This is a genomic window from Altibacter sp. (assembly GCF_019913785.1).
Lineage (GTDB): Bacteria > Bacteroidota > Bacteroidia > Flavobacteriales > Flavobacteriaceae > Altibacter.
In genome coordinates this window covers 12931-28723 of record NZ_JAIOHK010000008.1, presented here as the reverse complement: position 1 = coordinate 28723, position 15793 = coordinate 12931, and the positions used below count along the sequence as shown (strand labels likewise).

Here is a 15793-nt window from a genome sequence, read left to right as displayed (position 1 = left end):
GCGCTATATTGTCACTTCGAGTGTTTTTGAGCGCGTAGCACGAAAAAATGTATCGAGAAGCTATACCAATAATGTTCCAATCCCGAATGGTGATGGATGAGCAGTGAGCAGTGAGCAGTGAACGGAAAAGGAATCAAGAGTCAAGAGCCAAGACGTGAGGAGTGAGCCTGCCATCCGCCAGCCTGCGAGTGGTTAATAGGTTAAAGCTAGTGTGTATAATTACCGCGTCAAGATGCTTTGGTTATTTTTTTAATTTTGAATTAATTCGTGTTAATAGCTTCTGGGCTTTCTCATGACAATCCTCTGTGAGTCCTATTTTCCATTCAAAATCATTCTTAAGTTCTACCAATACTGTTTTTAGATTTCCCTCAGTTAGCAATGCTTCAAAGTCCTTGGGAACCGCAGGACCAAACTTCGTATCGTAATCAAGATATTTGATCTTCAAGGGTTTCATAAAATTATTTTCAACGGTATTGATAAATTCACCTTCTACGTTCAGTAGCACTTTGGAGGTTCTTTCATAGTAGGCTATAATTTGAAATCGCAATTCACTATCCTTGATACTGTTGAGGCCAATGGATTTTAGGCTTTCATAGGCTGAGGTACTATTAATAAAATTGGTATATCGATTGGCCATGCCAAAGTGATAGGCAAGTGAATCATGAAATTTATCTGACTGCTTTATATGATCTAACAGCACATCAAAGCTGTTTAAGATGCTCGCATCGGCTTTTAAATTATGCCGCAGGTCTTGTATGTCTTGTTTCAGGTTATTTACAAGCTCCTGCATATTTACCAGCTCTGTTTTTTTGGCAATGCGTAGTTCGTTCCATGTATTTACTTGTAAGGCCAACAGTATACCAATCATTACAAGTATTATTTCTCCAATGGCATAGAGTAGATACTTGCTGAGTTTATTTTCGGCTAGTGTTTTTTGGCGAAGTCGCCTAAAGAATTGGATCACGGTTGGTTAGTTTCTCTAAAGATAGACTAATAAATGAATTAGTGAGCAGTGAGGAGTGAAAAGTGAAAAGTGAAAAGTGAGGAGTGAGAAGTGAAAAGTGAAAAGTGAAAAGTTTAAAGCTGGAAGCCGGAAGCACGAAGTTGGAAGCACCAGGATGGAAGCACGAAGTTGTAAGCCTGTAGTGAAAGATGAAGGGTAAAGATTAGAGGATGCCTAGTTGGTGCCAAATAAACGAATCAACAAATCAACTGGATGTATTTTGTTACTTATAAAAGTAATTGATCGAGATGCTTCTCCGCCATGGCCGATCGGAATGACCGTTGGAAAGTGGGTAGTGAGTTGGTGCGTTGGTCAAAAGAAGTTAGTAAAAAGTACCTATCACGAATTTAAATCATTCATCACTAATCACTAATCACTAATCACTAATCACTAATCACTAATTATTAATTACTAATCCCCAAACCTTATCGTTCTTCGTTCCATCGCCCTTCGAAATCCTATGACCAAGTAAGGATACTAGTACACTAGGGTATGGATACTGGCAGGTTACTGTATGGATACTGGTACGATACTGGTACGATAGTGTATGGAAGCCCTATCAATTCAGTATTTTCTTACTATTTCAGGCTTATTTTAGGTGCTTTTTGGTATGCACTGGGGCATAGTGGGGTTAGAGTGGGGTTAAAGTGGGGTTAAAGTGGGGTTAAACCAAAGGGTAAAAAGTGGTAAAAATTGGTTAAAAATGGCCTTTTTGGTAAAAAATGGTAAAAAACGGCAAAAAGTGACCTTTTTGGTCTTTTTCGGCAAAAAAGGTCAAAAACGGTCGTAAACGGAACTAGCCCCTTGTGTATCAAAAAAGTACGTTCTATGTTTGGTCTATCGGATTCCGGAACTGGTGTTTGAAACAGTAAAAAAAATGAATACGATTTCAAGCACACCGATGTAACTGAATGTTTAATTTAAAACTTAGAAATTATGGCGTTACAGTCAAGTATTATCAAGATTGAAGGTACCATAGACGATTTTACCTTTTATAAAAGTAAAGATGGGTACCGAGTTAGACGGAAAACGGGCGTTTCGGCCGAGCGTATTGAAAAAGATCCGGCCTTTAAGAGAACCCGTGAGAACGGTAAGGAGTTTGGACACCTTACTAAAACAGGAGCGGTACTGCGTAAGGCAGTATTGGACCTTAGCAAGCATATTAGTGATGCTACCTTGATCCCCAGAGTCGTAAAAAGTCTCGCGGCGATCAAGAACCTGGATACCACCTCGAATAGAGGGGATCGTACCGTAGCTGTTGGTTTGGCGACTTCCGAAGGGAAGGACCTACTAAAAGGCTTCGATTTTAACAGCGTGGCACCGCTACAGGCAGTGGTTCGTACCGAGATCGAACTGGATACGGCTACAGGAACCATCACTTTGGACAATTTCGATGCCGAGCATCAGTTGGCGTATCCCGAGGGAGCAACCCATGTACGATTTAGGGCGGGCTTCTTGAATCTGGATTTTGCCACAGGTGAGGCGGCCTTGGAAGTAAGTGATGAGGTAGAAACCCCCTTGGTGGAAGGCGCTACTACCGTGACCATGGCCCCGGCAGGGGTACCCACCGGTAGTGGAAACCAACTCTATTTATTGTTGGTGGCCTTTTACCAGGAGTTAAATGGCAAGCAGTACGCCCTAAGCAATGGGGCCTATAATTCGCTGTCCATTATCGAGGTACTATAAACCTTGTTTTTGCATAATGGGAAGGGGACGGGAGACTGTCCCCTTTTTTACGTTTTAGCTTTAATAAAATGCGTTGTTGTTTTGGGTCCTGTCCTAAACATGCTCTATTGCAAGTATGAATATTGAAATTGATATGATGATTAAGAGAGCGTTACCAATAATTCCAATTATTGCTCCCATTTGGTCATAATTATGTTCAACAATTCCCGCAAATAATCCACCTACGGATAAGCCAAAAATAATTATAACTGCGAGTGCTAGATAATTTTGGTCATGATTAGAGAATCCCAACTCATTCCAATAAAACCCTACAATAAAGGCGAGAAGTATTAAAATAAGATTGAGTATTAAAATTTTAGTAGAGAGGCTTTGCGTCATATTCTCAACTTTTTTAAGATTAGTTATGGGGCTATATGCATCACATGCAACGGTCTTGTACCGGCATACGGTAGGCAGGGCAATTGGCAAAGCCGTTAGTTTATATGTTGAGGTTGGTTAAATGTAAGTTATTTGTTCGAGATTTCATTTTCTGGATAAAGTTAACACTGCATTATAGATGATGTTAGTGGCAGATTTATGCTTTTATCTTCATTTTGACAAGGAGATCTTGTTAAATTTAGATACTCTTATAAATTCATTTTTAATGACATAACCTACATACTTATTTCCTAAAAGCATCAGGTGCGTCATTAAACTTTTTAAACTTTCCTGTCAACTTACCAATAGCGAAAAGTACTGGGAATACGAGTTTTTTAACTGGAGTTGGGATTATCAATAAATCAATTTCAGTCTTATATTTCGTCAATAAGAATGCAGCATCGAAAGGAGAAGGTTTTACATCATTAGCAGAATTTGCAGATTGATATACATTTTCAATGATATATTCCCAGTTGCACGAAGGTTTCAAATATCCAGAATAATGATTCTGTTCGTCTCCTGTATTCCAAAATTGATGTGGTACGCCAGGTTCAAAAATATATTCTTGTCCCATTACGAGATCAAATTCTTTCTTAGGAGTTTTTGCTCTCATTTTACCTTTAAGAAGTTTGATTTTTTCTTCTTGTATAAAATGAACATGCATTGGAGGACCTATTCCGGGTTCATCCATACCCTCAAACTCGGTTATTTCACCATTTGTATCATTCCCAGATCGAGTAATTAATAGAACCTCTCCATTCTTATTAATTTTCAAGGATTTTACAGCCATAATTCTATATTTAAATTATTTGAATTGCCACTAACGGTTAAGGCTAACATTTGTTTTGCCAGCCAGCAGGTTTGCTACGCACGTGTTAGCTCCGCTGAAATATATTTTTCACTTAAGGTTTATAATCTAATAAATGTAGGAATTTAATTTTAGTTAACCAGCTACACAGCAAGTTAGGTGTTGTTAACCATTGGCTTCTTTTCCACTTTCATTTATTTCGCGATAAGAACTATTTTTTGACAATCTTTCTTATCGTTGCTCCATAATCAGTGTGTATTTTTAGTAGATATATACCGGAGGATACGTTAGAAATATCCATAGCTGCCACCTTATCGTTTTGGGTTTGAATATTCATTCCTAGGAAATTATAAAGCTCTATTTTCGTGACAGGATACTTTTCCGATTTTATAAAGATTTGAGAACTGCTTGGATTGGGGTGAATTTTAATCTCATTTAAATAAAAATCGGATATTGAAAGGGGGTAATTTTTAAAAATAGCCCATCCAAATATTTGATTACTTAAATGTAATGTCAGGCCTTCGCTATCCGGTGTGATTTGAAACCAAAGATTATCACCATCACCATTCATAAAAGCAAAAAAGTCTTGTTCAAAAAAATTGTGAATCTGAATCCCGCAGTTGTCGGTTGTATTACTAAAACTAGTTGTTCTTAAGACATTTGGGGTTTCGTAGCTGTATATACCCATGAAGCTATTGCAGGCACCTTCACCATTTATATTCAAGTTTTCAGAAATTGTAACGAATGGAGTAATAGGAGGTTCTATTTCTGAAATTTCATATATTTCCGATGCATCACTCTCAAGAATACGATATAAATACCAGGTTTGAAACAAATCTGGATCCGGGTCTTGCGCAAATCCTTGGCACGAAGCGGCTAGTATTATTAAAATTAGTAAGTTTCTCATCGTTTGTTGTATGGCCATCATGTATATTGTTCGTGACTGCTGCTCCCTGAGCGGAATCGAAGGGCAGCGGTCAAATTGGAAGGAGCAGCAACTTACCGATTTATTCAGATCAATTATTACGTTTAAAAGTAGTAATAATTATCATGCTAACTATTGAGACCTGCTTAATTATAGCCGTTGCTGTGCCTTCGTTATTTTTCTCTTGACCTTAATTCAGTCTCAATATCTTCGATCAAGTTGCGCATTTCAAACATTACATCACCAAAAAATTCCTGGCCTCGTTTTCGTTGCCTAATAATCATACTTAATAAATTATCAAACTCCTCATTTCGTTTTAACGCTTCAAAATTATTGGGTCTGGCGAGAACCAAGGATGTTTTATGCAATCGCCTAATGTGTTTTGAGAAGAAGTCATTAACAATTTCATTTATACTCCATTCACTTTTATCATAGTCCTCGACCAACGACTTCAATTCGACTTCATAGACACGAACAATTTCTTGCCTTAATTGCTCATTCTTGATAAGGTCAAGACCTTTTGTTTGAAGTGTTTTATACGCTGAAGATGTAATATACGGGGTGCTCCAAAAGGTAAGGACACCAAAAGCACTATCAAGTTCAACATTGTATTTTAAGTCCTTTTCAAGGTAATATTCAATTTTCTCGTAGCGCAAAATATCTCGCTGATTTAATAAACTGTCATTTTTAAAGGTGTCAAGGCTTGATATGAGGTTGGCTTTTATATCAGATAGCAGATTTAATTCTTCCTTATTTAATTTTCTATTCTCGTTCCAATTATTAATACTCAGCGCAATCAAAATTCCAATAACGACAAGAAAAATTTCTCCAATAGCATACTTTAAATACTTTCTAGTTTTATTTTTCTCCATAAGGTCGAATCTAATGCGTCGAAAAAACTTAAACATAGATACTCAGGTTATTTAGGTTACGCCCGCAAGCGGGTATCTCAACCAAAGGTCTACTAGACCTTTGATCCCGAGTACTCGGGATGACGTTGCGATAATGAAAGAATTTAATCATGTGAGGTTAGTTTCTCTAAAGATAGAAAAATTATTAAATTTTGGATTTCAGATAATGAAGCACAACAGACTTGTATAGCGATTGTAGCAGCAGCTGCTCCCTGAGCGGAGTCGAAGGACAGCGGTCAAATTGGAAGGAGCAGCAACTTACCGATTTTCTTCAGATTAATTATTACGTTTTAGATGTAGTAATAATTATCAAGCAACTATTGCGGCTAGCTGAATTACCGCCGTTGTTAGCCTTCGTTAATTAAGTTCAGCCAAAACCTTTATAGCATTATCATTGTTTGGATTGAGCTCTAATGATTTTCGATACGCATCTATCGCATTTTGTAGATCACCCAATTTCAATAAACATTCCCCATAACTGTCATAAGTATTATATGCCTTTGGAAATAATTCTGTATTAAGTTTGAATATTTTTAATGCATCTTTAGCATTGTCTTTATTGATTAAATCGTATCCCCAGCTATTAATTTCACTTTCGGAAATATCATAAACAGGAGCGTTATTGTCATCCTTTTTAATGATTTCAATGATTTCATCAATTGTTTTTCCGGATTTCAAAAGTTCAGTCAATCTTTTCGGATTTATTCTTTTAATTTCATTACCGAGTTTTGCATTTTTCAATTCTTTTATCAAAGCTAATTCCAAACTATAATTTCCATTTTTTAAAGAATTGAGATTGATAAAGATCCATGATGTTTTGAATCTAAGGTCAAATAATAACTCATCCAACTCTGTTGATCCATATTGCTCTATTAGTTTGGGATATTCTATCAGATCAGCCGACATGAGCGGAGAGAATGAGTAACGGTCAGCGTTGAATATGGCTTCTGTGTTATGGATGCCATGTTTGTTGAAAAATGGTCTCAGACGCTGCACTTTAAGATCATTCCATTCTTCGTGAGCATCACTTGTTCCTTTCTCTCGAGCAATATAGCTTTTCAACAAGTCACGGATTGTGTCATTAGTTATGGTCGATAGTGATCCGGTATATTTTTCTGTAATAGAAAGATGAAAGGGAAATATCCATTCTAAAGTGTTGTAGTATAATGTAGAATCGATTCGGGATTTTCCCTGTGATTGATTATAAACATCGAAATGCAAATCTTGATAACTCTTCATGCTTTTATCTCGGTTTTTTATGTAGCCGTATTGGTCTTGTATATCATCCAGGATTTTGAGATAGAGTTGTAACTCATTGTTGTATGCCTTCCTGGATTCATTCCAATTATTAATTTGAAGAGCAATTAGAATTCCAATAACTACTAGAATAATTTCCCCAATAGCATAAAGTATGTATTTAGTGAACCTGTTTCCGGCCCGTACCGAACTGATACGTTCGGGCGGGTCGGTTAATAACCTTTGGCGTATTTTTCTAAAGAATTTAATCACAAGCGGTTAGTTTCTCTAAAGATAGAAAAATTATTAAATTTTGGATTTCAGATAATGAAGCACAACAGACTTGTATAAGGTTTGTGGCAGCTGTCGGTTGTTATTCTGACAGACAAAATTTGCGGAGCAAATGTTGGCAGCGGCTGTTCCCTGAGCGGAGTCGAAGGGAGCAGGGAGCAAATTAGAAGTGCGTCGGATAGCTTTATTACTTATATTATTCCGCTTCGTTAATAAGTTGAATGTTTGTAAAATTATTCTACCTATAATCCAGCAACCGTTGAAATATAGCCCTTGTTACCAGCAGGCTTTGTTTATTTCAAACAATGCATAATTTTTTCAAAAATTCATAAGTCTCGGGATTAAAGTACGAATTTGCAAGGCCTTAGTACAACTTCGAAAGGCTTCTTTAGCAGCACCAGACTTCAGTATTTTTTTAGAAGGTCTTTTACTTCGGTATCATAGACGATATTTTCGGCTTTAACAGCTTCAATAAAACTATCCATAGCTTTTTTAGTAAATTCAGGTGTGATTTTATTACTTGGACCAAATAAATCTGATATTCCTTTTGCAACTTCTTTCCAATCATCTCCGGGAATAATCTTTGCTAAATTTCTATATCTATTACTATTTTCTGAAACACGTTTCCATGGCCAAAATGTCCATCCGTTTATTGGAAATTTCGGGTTTTCGTAAAGTTCTAATTGGTCTTCGATCCAACTTAACTTATGTGCGCCAAATTCGCCATTCCAAAGTGGAACATTTTGTTTTTTAGCCAATTCTGAAAGTTTTTCGAGGTTTTTTACATCTGTTTCATCCGTAAAGAAATTGTAGGTATGAAAACCATAAACCTGATTGCCATCCAATGGGCTATCGTACATAGAAAAATCGGATGAAAAATTTCCGCCTTCCAAAATAATCATGTGCAATTTGTCTACCTTTCTTATTTCACTAATGATTCTTTTTTGTAAGTCTACCAGATTTTTTCCGGTTGGCGCATCAGGTTCGTTAATTAGGTCATAACCGGCTACAATCTGTCTATCTTTATATCGATTGGCAATGGCCTTCCAGATGTCGACAGTGCGCTGCTGATGTTCTTCTGAATGCCAAACATTTATAAATTCCGGATCAGATACAAATGCGCCTTGACCTCCTGGAAGTGAATGAAAATCCAAGACGACGTAAATATTGTATCGTTCACACCAGGTCATCAAGTTGTCAAGATACTTCCAACCTCTTGCCGAATAATCTTCTAAAGGATTTTTATCCTCCAAAATGGTATGATTAAAAGGAACTCGTACCGTATTTAATCCAATCTCGGCAATCATTTCAATATCCTTTTCAGTAATAAAATGGTCATAAATTGCGGTTCTGAAAAGTTCGGTTTGTTCCTTTCCGGCCATCTTTTCAAGACGCTGTGTTATTTTGGTTTCCGAAGTTAATCCCGCACCCCAAAGTGTACCATTCCACATTAGCCAACCTTCTAATAGCACGGCTTTTAATTTTATGTGGTTTCCGTTGCCATCAACAATTTTGGTACCATTGACATGAACCATTTTGTTATTGGATACGGGCGGTGATATGGTATAGTTAGTATTATTTTCCGCAGAAGGTTTGCTCGTTACACAACCTCCAATAGAAAGGAAGATGCTAGAGATAAGTATAATTGTTTGAAAGGTTTTGTATTTCATGTCTATGTGTTGTTATATTTCCTAGCGTGTTTATGCACCTAATTTAGCAAATACAAACCGAATAGAAAATTTACGAGACGCGAGCGAAGCGAACCGGCGCCAGCAATTTACGTAAGTAGGAGAGGACTAGCCATTAATTATACACGTCCTAAGTTTGTTTTCAAAGGTGTTTAGACTTCTAAAAGGTCAAAACATTTGCCCATTTTAAAAGATAAATCGTAATTAATGTAAGTCCGATACTATATAATATTGCAGCCTGCCAATATGATAATCTCGATGGCCAATGTTTCCACATCCTTGTACCATATTTCTTTTTGACATAACCATGTGTCAGTATCCAAAAAAGGAAAATGAATAATAAGAAAATAAATATTGCTATTACTAATACCCAAAATTTTTCCATCTATTAAACTTTTAGTTTGTTATAATTGTTGGCAACACCTAATATAACTCATTTTACAATTGTCATCCTATCAATTTTATGGTGTACGCTAAGTTACCGTATTCCCTTGCGGTTACGAGGAGTATGGTATTTGTATTGTAACTTTATTAGTGAGCAGTGAAAAGTGAAAAGTGAAAAGTGAAAAGTGAAAAGTGAAAAGTGAAAAGTGAAAAGGGTCTTCGGCTTCGCCTCTGAAGGGTGAGGAGTGAGGAGTGAGCAGTGAATAGGTGAAGCGTTAGCACGCTTAGCAGTCTGCAATAAGCTGATCAAACAGGCCTATGACATGTTAAAATCTAGTTTGCTCCATGAGAATAGGCAATGGCAGTTCTCATCATAAATATTTCAATCTAACACGCTATTAATTGAAGTTATTATCTAGAAATACGTATTAAAAAACCGCCATTTACTATACACTTTTTAGAAAAAGTGTCAATTAATCATCATCCTGGTCTGCTTTCGGATAATCATTATTGATTAGCACATTATTAGTATTTCCATCTCTAATTTCAGAGTGACGAATTTGCCCACCTAAATTTCCAAGTTGTGCAAAAAGTCCAAAAGTTCCCAATGAAACTATTAATGTAATTAGGGTGATTGTTTTTGCAAATGACAATTTTTTGACGATTGCAAAGAAACTAACTATTGATAATACCCCTAAGAGCCCCATAAGCCAAATCGCTTTCTCCGCGAGCTCTTCATGTTCCTCAATTACTTGTTCTGAAACACCCGAAATCTGTTCAACGGCGTCTTCAGCTCCTTCTCCCGTTAAAAATACCGGGATTGTAAAAAGTGCCATCAAAATAAACGTTGCCAAGGCTACTTTTTGAATATCAATGTTTTTGGAAATTTGACCGTAGGCCAATATTACTATTCCGATGATTGTCCCTATTATTGGAAAATGTGACAATACTAAATGAAGATGTGTTGCATCCATAATTTTAAATTTTATTGTTAATTATATATTTTATATGCTGAAAATGATTAGGCCGATAGTGGTGGGCCTCTCTCTCCATTCAGTGTAACAATAAATATGCTATTGGAGCAATTAGTATTCCTTGGTGCTATTTTTTCGACTGGTGTATTTTCAACTACCGAAAAGGTGCTGTACAGTAGGGCTGATGTTGAATTTTGACATGCTATATTATCTTTTTCAACAATATTGTATTGGGCAACAATTAAATTTTCATCAATGTTGTCGTGAAAAGCAAGACTTATAATTTTAAAAAGTGTGTTGGGATTTTTATGAAGTGCAATATGTTCCTTTTCGGTCATTTCCTCTGAATGAGGATGCGGAATAAAAGTGTGAAGTAACATCACTACCAATACACTTTTAAACAATATTTTTTTCAATAATTTAAGCATCAATTTTCAAGATATACAAGGCTTAAAGTTGCGATTTAAAGTGATAAATAATTATGACATTTATCATATTAGTCCGAATTGTTTTCACGAGTTAACTGCAACAGCTTTTTAATTTTTTGCTAAGGGATCTTCGGCTTCGCTTTTGAAGGGTGAAGAGTGAAGAGTGAGAAGTGAGAAAAGCATTCCCGGAAAGTTTTTGCACCTTTATACGACCACTAACGAACAATCATTAAAAAGAGAAGCCATACCATGCGCATACACAAACCTGCTTTACTAATTGCCTGTATCATTACACTCTTGGCATGCAACTCTAAAAACAGCAAACTAACAATCACTCCTTCCAACGAAGCAGAAATAACAACAGAAGCAGCACCGCTTTCAAAGGCACAAATTCTGCTAGACCGTGTGGTGAAGGCACATGGAGGCGATTTATACAATTCGGCTTATTACAGCTTCGTTTTTAGAGGGAATACCTATCATTTTAAAAATGACGGCCCCAATTATGAATATGCAAAAAACACCAAAGATGGAAATTCGGTTACCAAAGACCTGCTTGTCAATGGTGCCTTCTCCAGAACGCTTGATGGAGACCCTGTCACCCTTTCCGGAAAAAAGCTGAAAAGTGCTGCCGAGGCTTTAAATTCCGTTATCTATTTTGTGACACTGCCGCATAAGTTACAAGATGCTGCCGTCCAAAAAACCTACCTTGGTGTGACCAGCATCAAGGGAGAACACTATGCCATTTTAGGGATCACCTTTGATCGAGAAGGCGGGGGAGAAGATTTTGATGATGCCTATCACTATTGGATACATACCGAAACAAACAAAATAGACTACCTGGCGTATAACTTCAATGTAGACAAGGGGGGCGTTCGTTTTAGAAGTGCTTATAATAGAAGCGTGGTCGATGGAATCACCTTTCAAGATTATATAAACTACAAGGCCGAGCGAGACACCCCTTTATTAGACTTACCCTTACTTTATGAGGCCGGAGAACTCCAAGAACTATCCAAAATTGAAACGGAACACATCAGAAGCCTAAAATAGTACAGAAGCCGCTTGGATTACGAAATAAGATTTGTAAACAAATCGGCATTCTCATTGAGGTATTGATAGTTATTATTTTAATTGAAAAAATTATAAAATATCAATTGCCCAGGTGAATTGGCCTTGATATTACAAGCAGGAAGCCCGCACCTGCAGGTTGCTTATTTAGTAAATTCGAAATAGATGTCTTTGGGCATTACATGAAGTGCCTTAAAATCCCGATTGACCTTAATTTGGTGCCATAAATTGGCTGGGATTACCACGCTGTCACCCTGTGTTAATACATGATCCTTTTCGTCAAACTTTAAAACACATTCTCCTTCGATCACAACAACTACCGACTCGTCCGATGCCTTGTGCTTGGGTAAAAGTTGCCCCGAATTTGCTGCCATCTGCTTTATAGTCAGCTTTTCTCCATCTTCTATGAGCGTTACTTTTGGGTTGCTTACGGTGGTCATAATTTGATCTTTATTAAATGAATGAGAAGTAAAGATAGAAAATTGATGCTTCAACCTAGCCTACATTTAGACATATCCCTATACTTCAGAAAAACAACCCCCTATTTTGCGGCGGTACCTTCCAGAAGGCATACGGTCAAGCGGACTTTTGTTATTTTTTTATAAGTACGCCCTTCTTTTTTTTCAATATCAAAATCCCCCAAGTTGCTAATACGAACGGTGCGGTGAGTGTAATGATTCCGGTCATTCCCAACCCGATATTTAAAATTGTGGAGAGGATTATAGCAATGGTGATCCACAGATAATCGTTCCACTTTTTACCAAAAAGTGCAATGGCGCAAAGGATGGCATTGTAGCCCATTAGTCCGGCATTAATTGTGGTTATAGGGGCAGATAAGAGCCATCCGGTCAATGTGCCTAAAACCGCTGCATAAATGGCATAAACGGCCATTAGCTTGTTGTTTACCCATATCGCTAAAAGAAAGAACAGCCCCGTGATCACATTTTCTTGAAACATTACTTGACCAAAACTATTGCTTGAGGCACTTAGAACATCTATACTAGTCGCTGTTGGCCCCGACGAAGCTATAAGCGGAACGTCAAACACAAATAATAAGCTGTATATCAAAAACCAGGTGACCATCACGAAGGGAGCGGTAAATGGCGGAAGTATTTTCTTTAGAAAATGCATCAGTAGTGTCGACACTACCGAACCTAAGACGAGGGCTATGACAATACCCAAGCTAAGTTCAAAAAAACACAGCAAGGCGATGCCCGTTAAAGCGCCATTAAAGCCGTACAGTCCGTTTTGAATATCCTCTTTTGAATACCTTAAAACTTGGGCAGAATACGTACTGATTATTGTACCACCAAGGGCTGCCAATCCTAATAACCAGGAGTTGTAAAAAATTCCGACCAAGAATAATATTCCGGAATAGATATTATTCTGAAATATAACCTGTCCGATGCCCCGTAGAATTGTTTGTATAAATTTCATTAAAGGTTGAGGTGGATTTTCTATTGCTAAAAATTAGTATCGATAGTTGGTGTTTCGTCTTAATAGTACTCAAACGGTTCGGCAACCGAATGTTAATATTTTTTAGTTAAGACGCCTTATTGCCAGCCATTTTTATTTTATGCTCTATATAGGAGTTCATTATGGCTACCGTTTTAGACAAGTGCTCCTTTGTTGTTTCAGGATGAATTGGACACATCCTTAGGGCCAAATGACCTTTTAACTTCGTGGTAGTGATCATCGCATACCCACTTTCAGATAGGTGTTTTGATACTTCGGCATTTAATGCATCATTATTTATGTTTGCAGCAGTCACTTTTGCACGGAAGGAGATAATACCTATTGAAGGTTTCGACAATACTTCCCAATAGTCCTTTGCGTTAAAGAGCGTTTCTAGGAACTCAGCGTTTTTTATACCCTGTGTTACATAGCCGCCAATTTTTGTCAGCCCCTCACATCTAAAATAGGTATATAGTTTTAGCGCTCTAAAGGATCTTGAAAGTTGCACGCCATAATCGTAGTAATTAATTTCTTTTTCATCTTTTATCGTATCGTCCAAATATTCGGCCTGTACGGCAAAACTCGCTTTTAGTGTTTTTTTATCTTTTACTAATAAACATCCCATTTCATAGGGTTGGAACCACCATTTATGCGGGTCGAGTGTAATGGAATCTGCCTTCTCTATGCCTTTCACTTGCGCCTTGTATGCTTCTGAAAGTAATGTTGCTCCACCATAGGCGGCATCTATATGAAACCAGGCGTTGTATTTCTCTGAAATTCTTGAAAGTGCGTCAAAATCGTCTATTGCTCCTGTGTTGGTCGTACCTGCATTTCCGATGATACAACAGGGAATACATCCCTTTTTAATATCTTCATCTAAGGTGCGCTCCAACTCCTGAATATTAATTTCAAAATTCTCATGCGTCGCAATTTTGCGCATATTCTGCTCTTGAAACCCAATAACTCGTAATGCTTTTGAAAGTGACGAATGCGTTTGCTCTGAATAATAAATTGTTCCCTTGGTGTAATCGTCCTTCAATTTATTTGTTCTGGCGGCTACAATGGCGGTTAAGTTAGCCATAGAACCACCGCTTACAAACAAACCACCGCTTTCTTTGGGATAACCCGCAATTTGCGTTAACCATGTTATGGTTCGAGTTTCAATCATGGCCGCCGCAGAACCACCAAGCCAATGCCCGGCAAAAACATTATATCCGGTTGCCAGTGTATCTGCAAGTATACTGTAATAGTTACTGGGTCCGGGAATAAAGGAAAAAAACCTGGGATGATCTAGATGTACTATATTATTCTTTATCAGTGAATTTAATTCATCAAAAACAGCTTCAGGATTTTCGCCATGCATCGGCATTTCCTTTTTAACTTGTTCAGAAAGGGATGCATAACTTCCAATATTACTTACTTCTTTCGTTTCAAAATTTAATCTATGATGGACAATATGATCTATAATTTTATAGCCCAAATCTTTCATTTCTTTTTCAGTCATAACTTCTCTGTATTAAATTTCTGCCAACGAATTTGAATATAAAAAGTAGCACTTGGCTTCTGTGCGGCTGCTTCCCTTTTCTTTTTGAAAGGCTTGGCACGGCATAACCGACGTACATTTTCGTTCACCTAATGAACGGAACAGCACGAAGGCACGTTCGCGTTTTTCGGAAGTACAATGTACTATTATTTGTGCTAATTATTCAACTATTGAAGCGTTGTGCCATAGATTTAATACGGTGTTGTGTTTAGTATTTCTTTAAAGAGACTTAGGTATGCATGCGCTATTATATCGACGACACTTTTTACATTTTTTTTACATTTTATTGACAGATTTAACACAGGACTCACCCTATATTCGTACCACTATTAAATAGTATATCATGAAAAATATCAAAAATGTTGTAGTGTCATTAGTTGTAGTAACAATTACACTTGTGGTAAGCGGTTTTACGTTAAGCACCTCAGATTTTCAAAATAAGGAGGAGGTTATGGTGGTTGAGAACGAACCAAAGCAAACGGTTAATTTCTTTGTGACGCATGGTCATTGCAGTACGCCCTTTGCCGGTATTGTAGACGATTTAAAAGTAAGCGTTACTAAACGAAATGACCTGGGGAATCCGCTGGAAGATATGAAGATCTCGTTTGAGATTAATCCCAATTCGTTTAAGGTCTGTGCAGGAGACGATTTAACGGCAAGAATTAAAACACCCGGATTGTTTATTGGGGAGCAGGATGAAAGAATCACCTTCAAAACGACTGAAGTTTATACGATGGGACTGGATTGGTATCAGGTGAACGGTAAAATGTCGATAAAGGGAATCGAAAAGGAGGTATCGTTTTTCGTTACAGGGATTAGAGATCCAAAAGAAACAAGGACTCGTTTACTTGTTTTGGAAGGTCAAATGAACCTGTTTGATTGGGGAATTGACTATGATAAGATTGTTAACGGGACATCGGACTCTGTTCCTACCAAATGGATGTACATCAATATGAAGATCGAGCTGTCTTAAAGTAAT

Annotated in this window: 15 protein-coding genes; 3 read left to right on the top strand and 12 right to left on the bottom strand. The window is 37.3% G+C overall.

The window, feature by feature from the left end; genetic code table 11:
• Positions 1-241: 241 nt before the first annotated feature.
• Positions 242-964, bottom strand: coding sequence for a DUF6090 family protein (locus K8F54_RS01115; protein ID WP_290785841.1), 723 nt, complete (start codon positions 962-964; stop codon positions 242-244).
• 975 nt (positions 965-1939) lie between these two features.
• Between K8F54_RS01115 and K8F54_RS01110 the strand changes: the two genes are divergently transcribed.
• Complete coding sequence (locus K8F54_RS01110) at positions 1940-2689, top strand: hypothetical protein (protein ID WP_290785839.1); 750 nt, start codon at positions 1940-1942, stop codon at positions 2687-2689.
• A gap of 93 nt (positions 2690-2782) precedes the next feature.
• Here the strand turns inward: K8F54_RS01110 and K8F54_RS01105 are convergent, their stop codons facing one another.
• The 8 genes from K8F54_RS01105 to K8F54_RS01070 all read right to left on the bottom strand — a co-directional run bounded on the left by K8F54_RS01105 (position 2783) and on the right by K8F54_RS01070 (position 10739).
• A complete protein-coding gene (locus tag K8F54_RS01105; RefSeq protein ID WP_290785837.1) occupies positions 2783-3067 on the bottom strand; it encodes a hypothetical protein in 285 nt (94 codons plus the stop codon).
• A 283-nt stretch (positions 3068-3350) separates the two neighbouring features.
• A complete protein-coding gene (locus K8F54_RS01100) occupies positions 3351-3896 on the bottom strand; it encodes a cupin domain-containing protein (RefSeq protein ID WP_290785835.1) in 546 nt (181 codons plus the stop codon).
• A 229-nt stretch (positions 3897-4125) separates the two neighbouring features.
• Positions 4126-4821 (bottom strand): T9SS type A sorting domain-containing protein, encoded by a 696-nt coding sequence (locus K8F54_RS01095; protein WP_290785833.1) that lies wholly within the window; start codon positions 4819-4821, stop codon positions 4126-4128.
• Positions 4822-5012: 191 nt separating this feature from the next.
• Positions 5013-5747: a DUF6090 family protein gene (locus K8F54_RS01090; RefSeq protein ID WP_290785831.1), complete on the bottom strand. Its 735-nt coding sequence runs from the start codon at positions 5745-5747 to the stop codon at positions 5013-5015.
• 360 nt (positions 5748-6107) lie between these two features.
• Complete coding sequence (locus tag K8F54_RS01085; RefSeq protein ID WP_290785829.1) at positions 6108-7259, bottom strand: DUF6090 family protein; 1152 nt, start codon at positions 7257-7259, stop codon at positions 6108-6110.
• Positions 7260-7681: 422 nt separating this feature from the next.
• Positions 7682-8947, bottom strand: coding sequence for a cellulase family glycosylhydrolase (locus tag K8F54_RS01080; protein WP_290785827.1), 1266 nt, complete (start codon positions 8945-8947; stop codon positions 7682-7684).
• Positions 8948-9822: 875 nt separating this feature from the next.
• Positions 9823-10323 carry a hypothetical protein gene (locus K8F54_RS01075; RefSeq protein ID WP_290785825.1) on the bottom strand — a complete coding sequence of 167 codons (501 nt, stop codon included), beginning with the start codon at positions 10321-10323 and terminating at the stop codon, positions 9823-9825.
• Between the two features lie 47 nt (positions 10324-10370).
• Positions 10371-10739, bottom strand: coding sequence for a hypothetical protein (locus tag K8F54_RS01070; protein ID WP_290785823.1), 369 nt, complete (start codon positions 10737-10739; stop codon positions 10371-10373).
• A gap of 261 nt (positions 10740-11000) precedes the next feature.
• Here K8F54_RS01070 and K8F54_RS01065 point away from each other — a divergent pair, with 261 nt between their 5' ends.
• Complete coding sequence (locus K8F54_RS01065) at positions 11001-11798, top strand: DUF6503 family protein (protein WP_290785821.1); 798 nt, start codon at positions 11001-11003, stop codon at positions 11796-11798.
• 161 nt (positions 11799-11959) lie between these two features.
• Here K8F54_RS01065 and K8F54_RS01060 read toward each other — a convergent pair whose 3' ends face one another.
• The 3 genes from K8F54_RS01060 to K8F54_RS01050 all read right to left on the bottom strand — a co-directional run bounded on the left by K8F54_RS01060 (position 11960) and on the right by K8F54_RS01050 (position 14775).
• The gene (locus K8F54_RS01060) at positions 11960-12256 is read right to left on the bottom strand and encodes a cupin domain-containing protein (RefSeq protein ID WP_290785819.1); all 297 of its coding nucleotides are present in this window, start codon (positions 12254-12256) and stop codon (positions 11960-11962) included.
• Positions 12257-12407: 151 nt separating this feature from the next.
• A complete protein-coding gene (locus K8F54_RS01055) occupies positions 12408-13253 on the bottom strand; it encodes an urea transporter (protein ID WP_290785818.1) in 846 nt (281 codons plus the stop codon).
• A gap of 106 nt (positions 13254-13359) precedes the next feature.
• Positions 13360-14775, bottom strand: a complete 1416-nt coding sequence (locus K8F54_RS01050; protein WP_290785816.1) for an aminotransferase class I/II-fold pyridoxal phosphate-dependent enzyme — start codon at positions 14773-14775, stop codon at positions 13360-13362.
• Between the two features lie 382 nt (positions 14776-15157).
• Here K8F54_RS01050 and K8F54_RS01045 point away from each other — a divergent pair, with 382 nt between their 5' ends.
• Positions 15158-15787, top strand: a complete 630-nt coding sequence (locus K8F54_RS01045; RefSeq protein WP_290785813.1) for a YceI family protein — start codon at positions 15158-15160, stop codon at positions 15785-15787.
• Positions 15788-15793 lie beyond the last annotated feature (6 nt).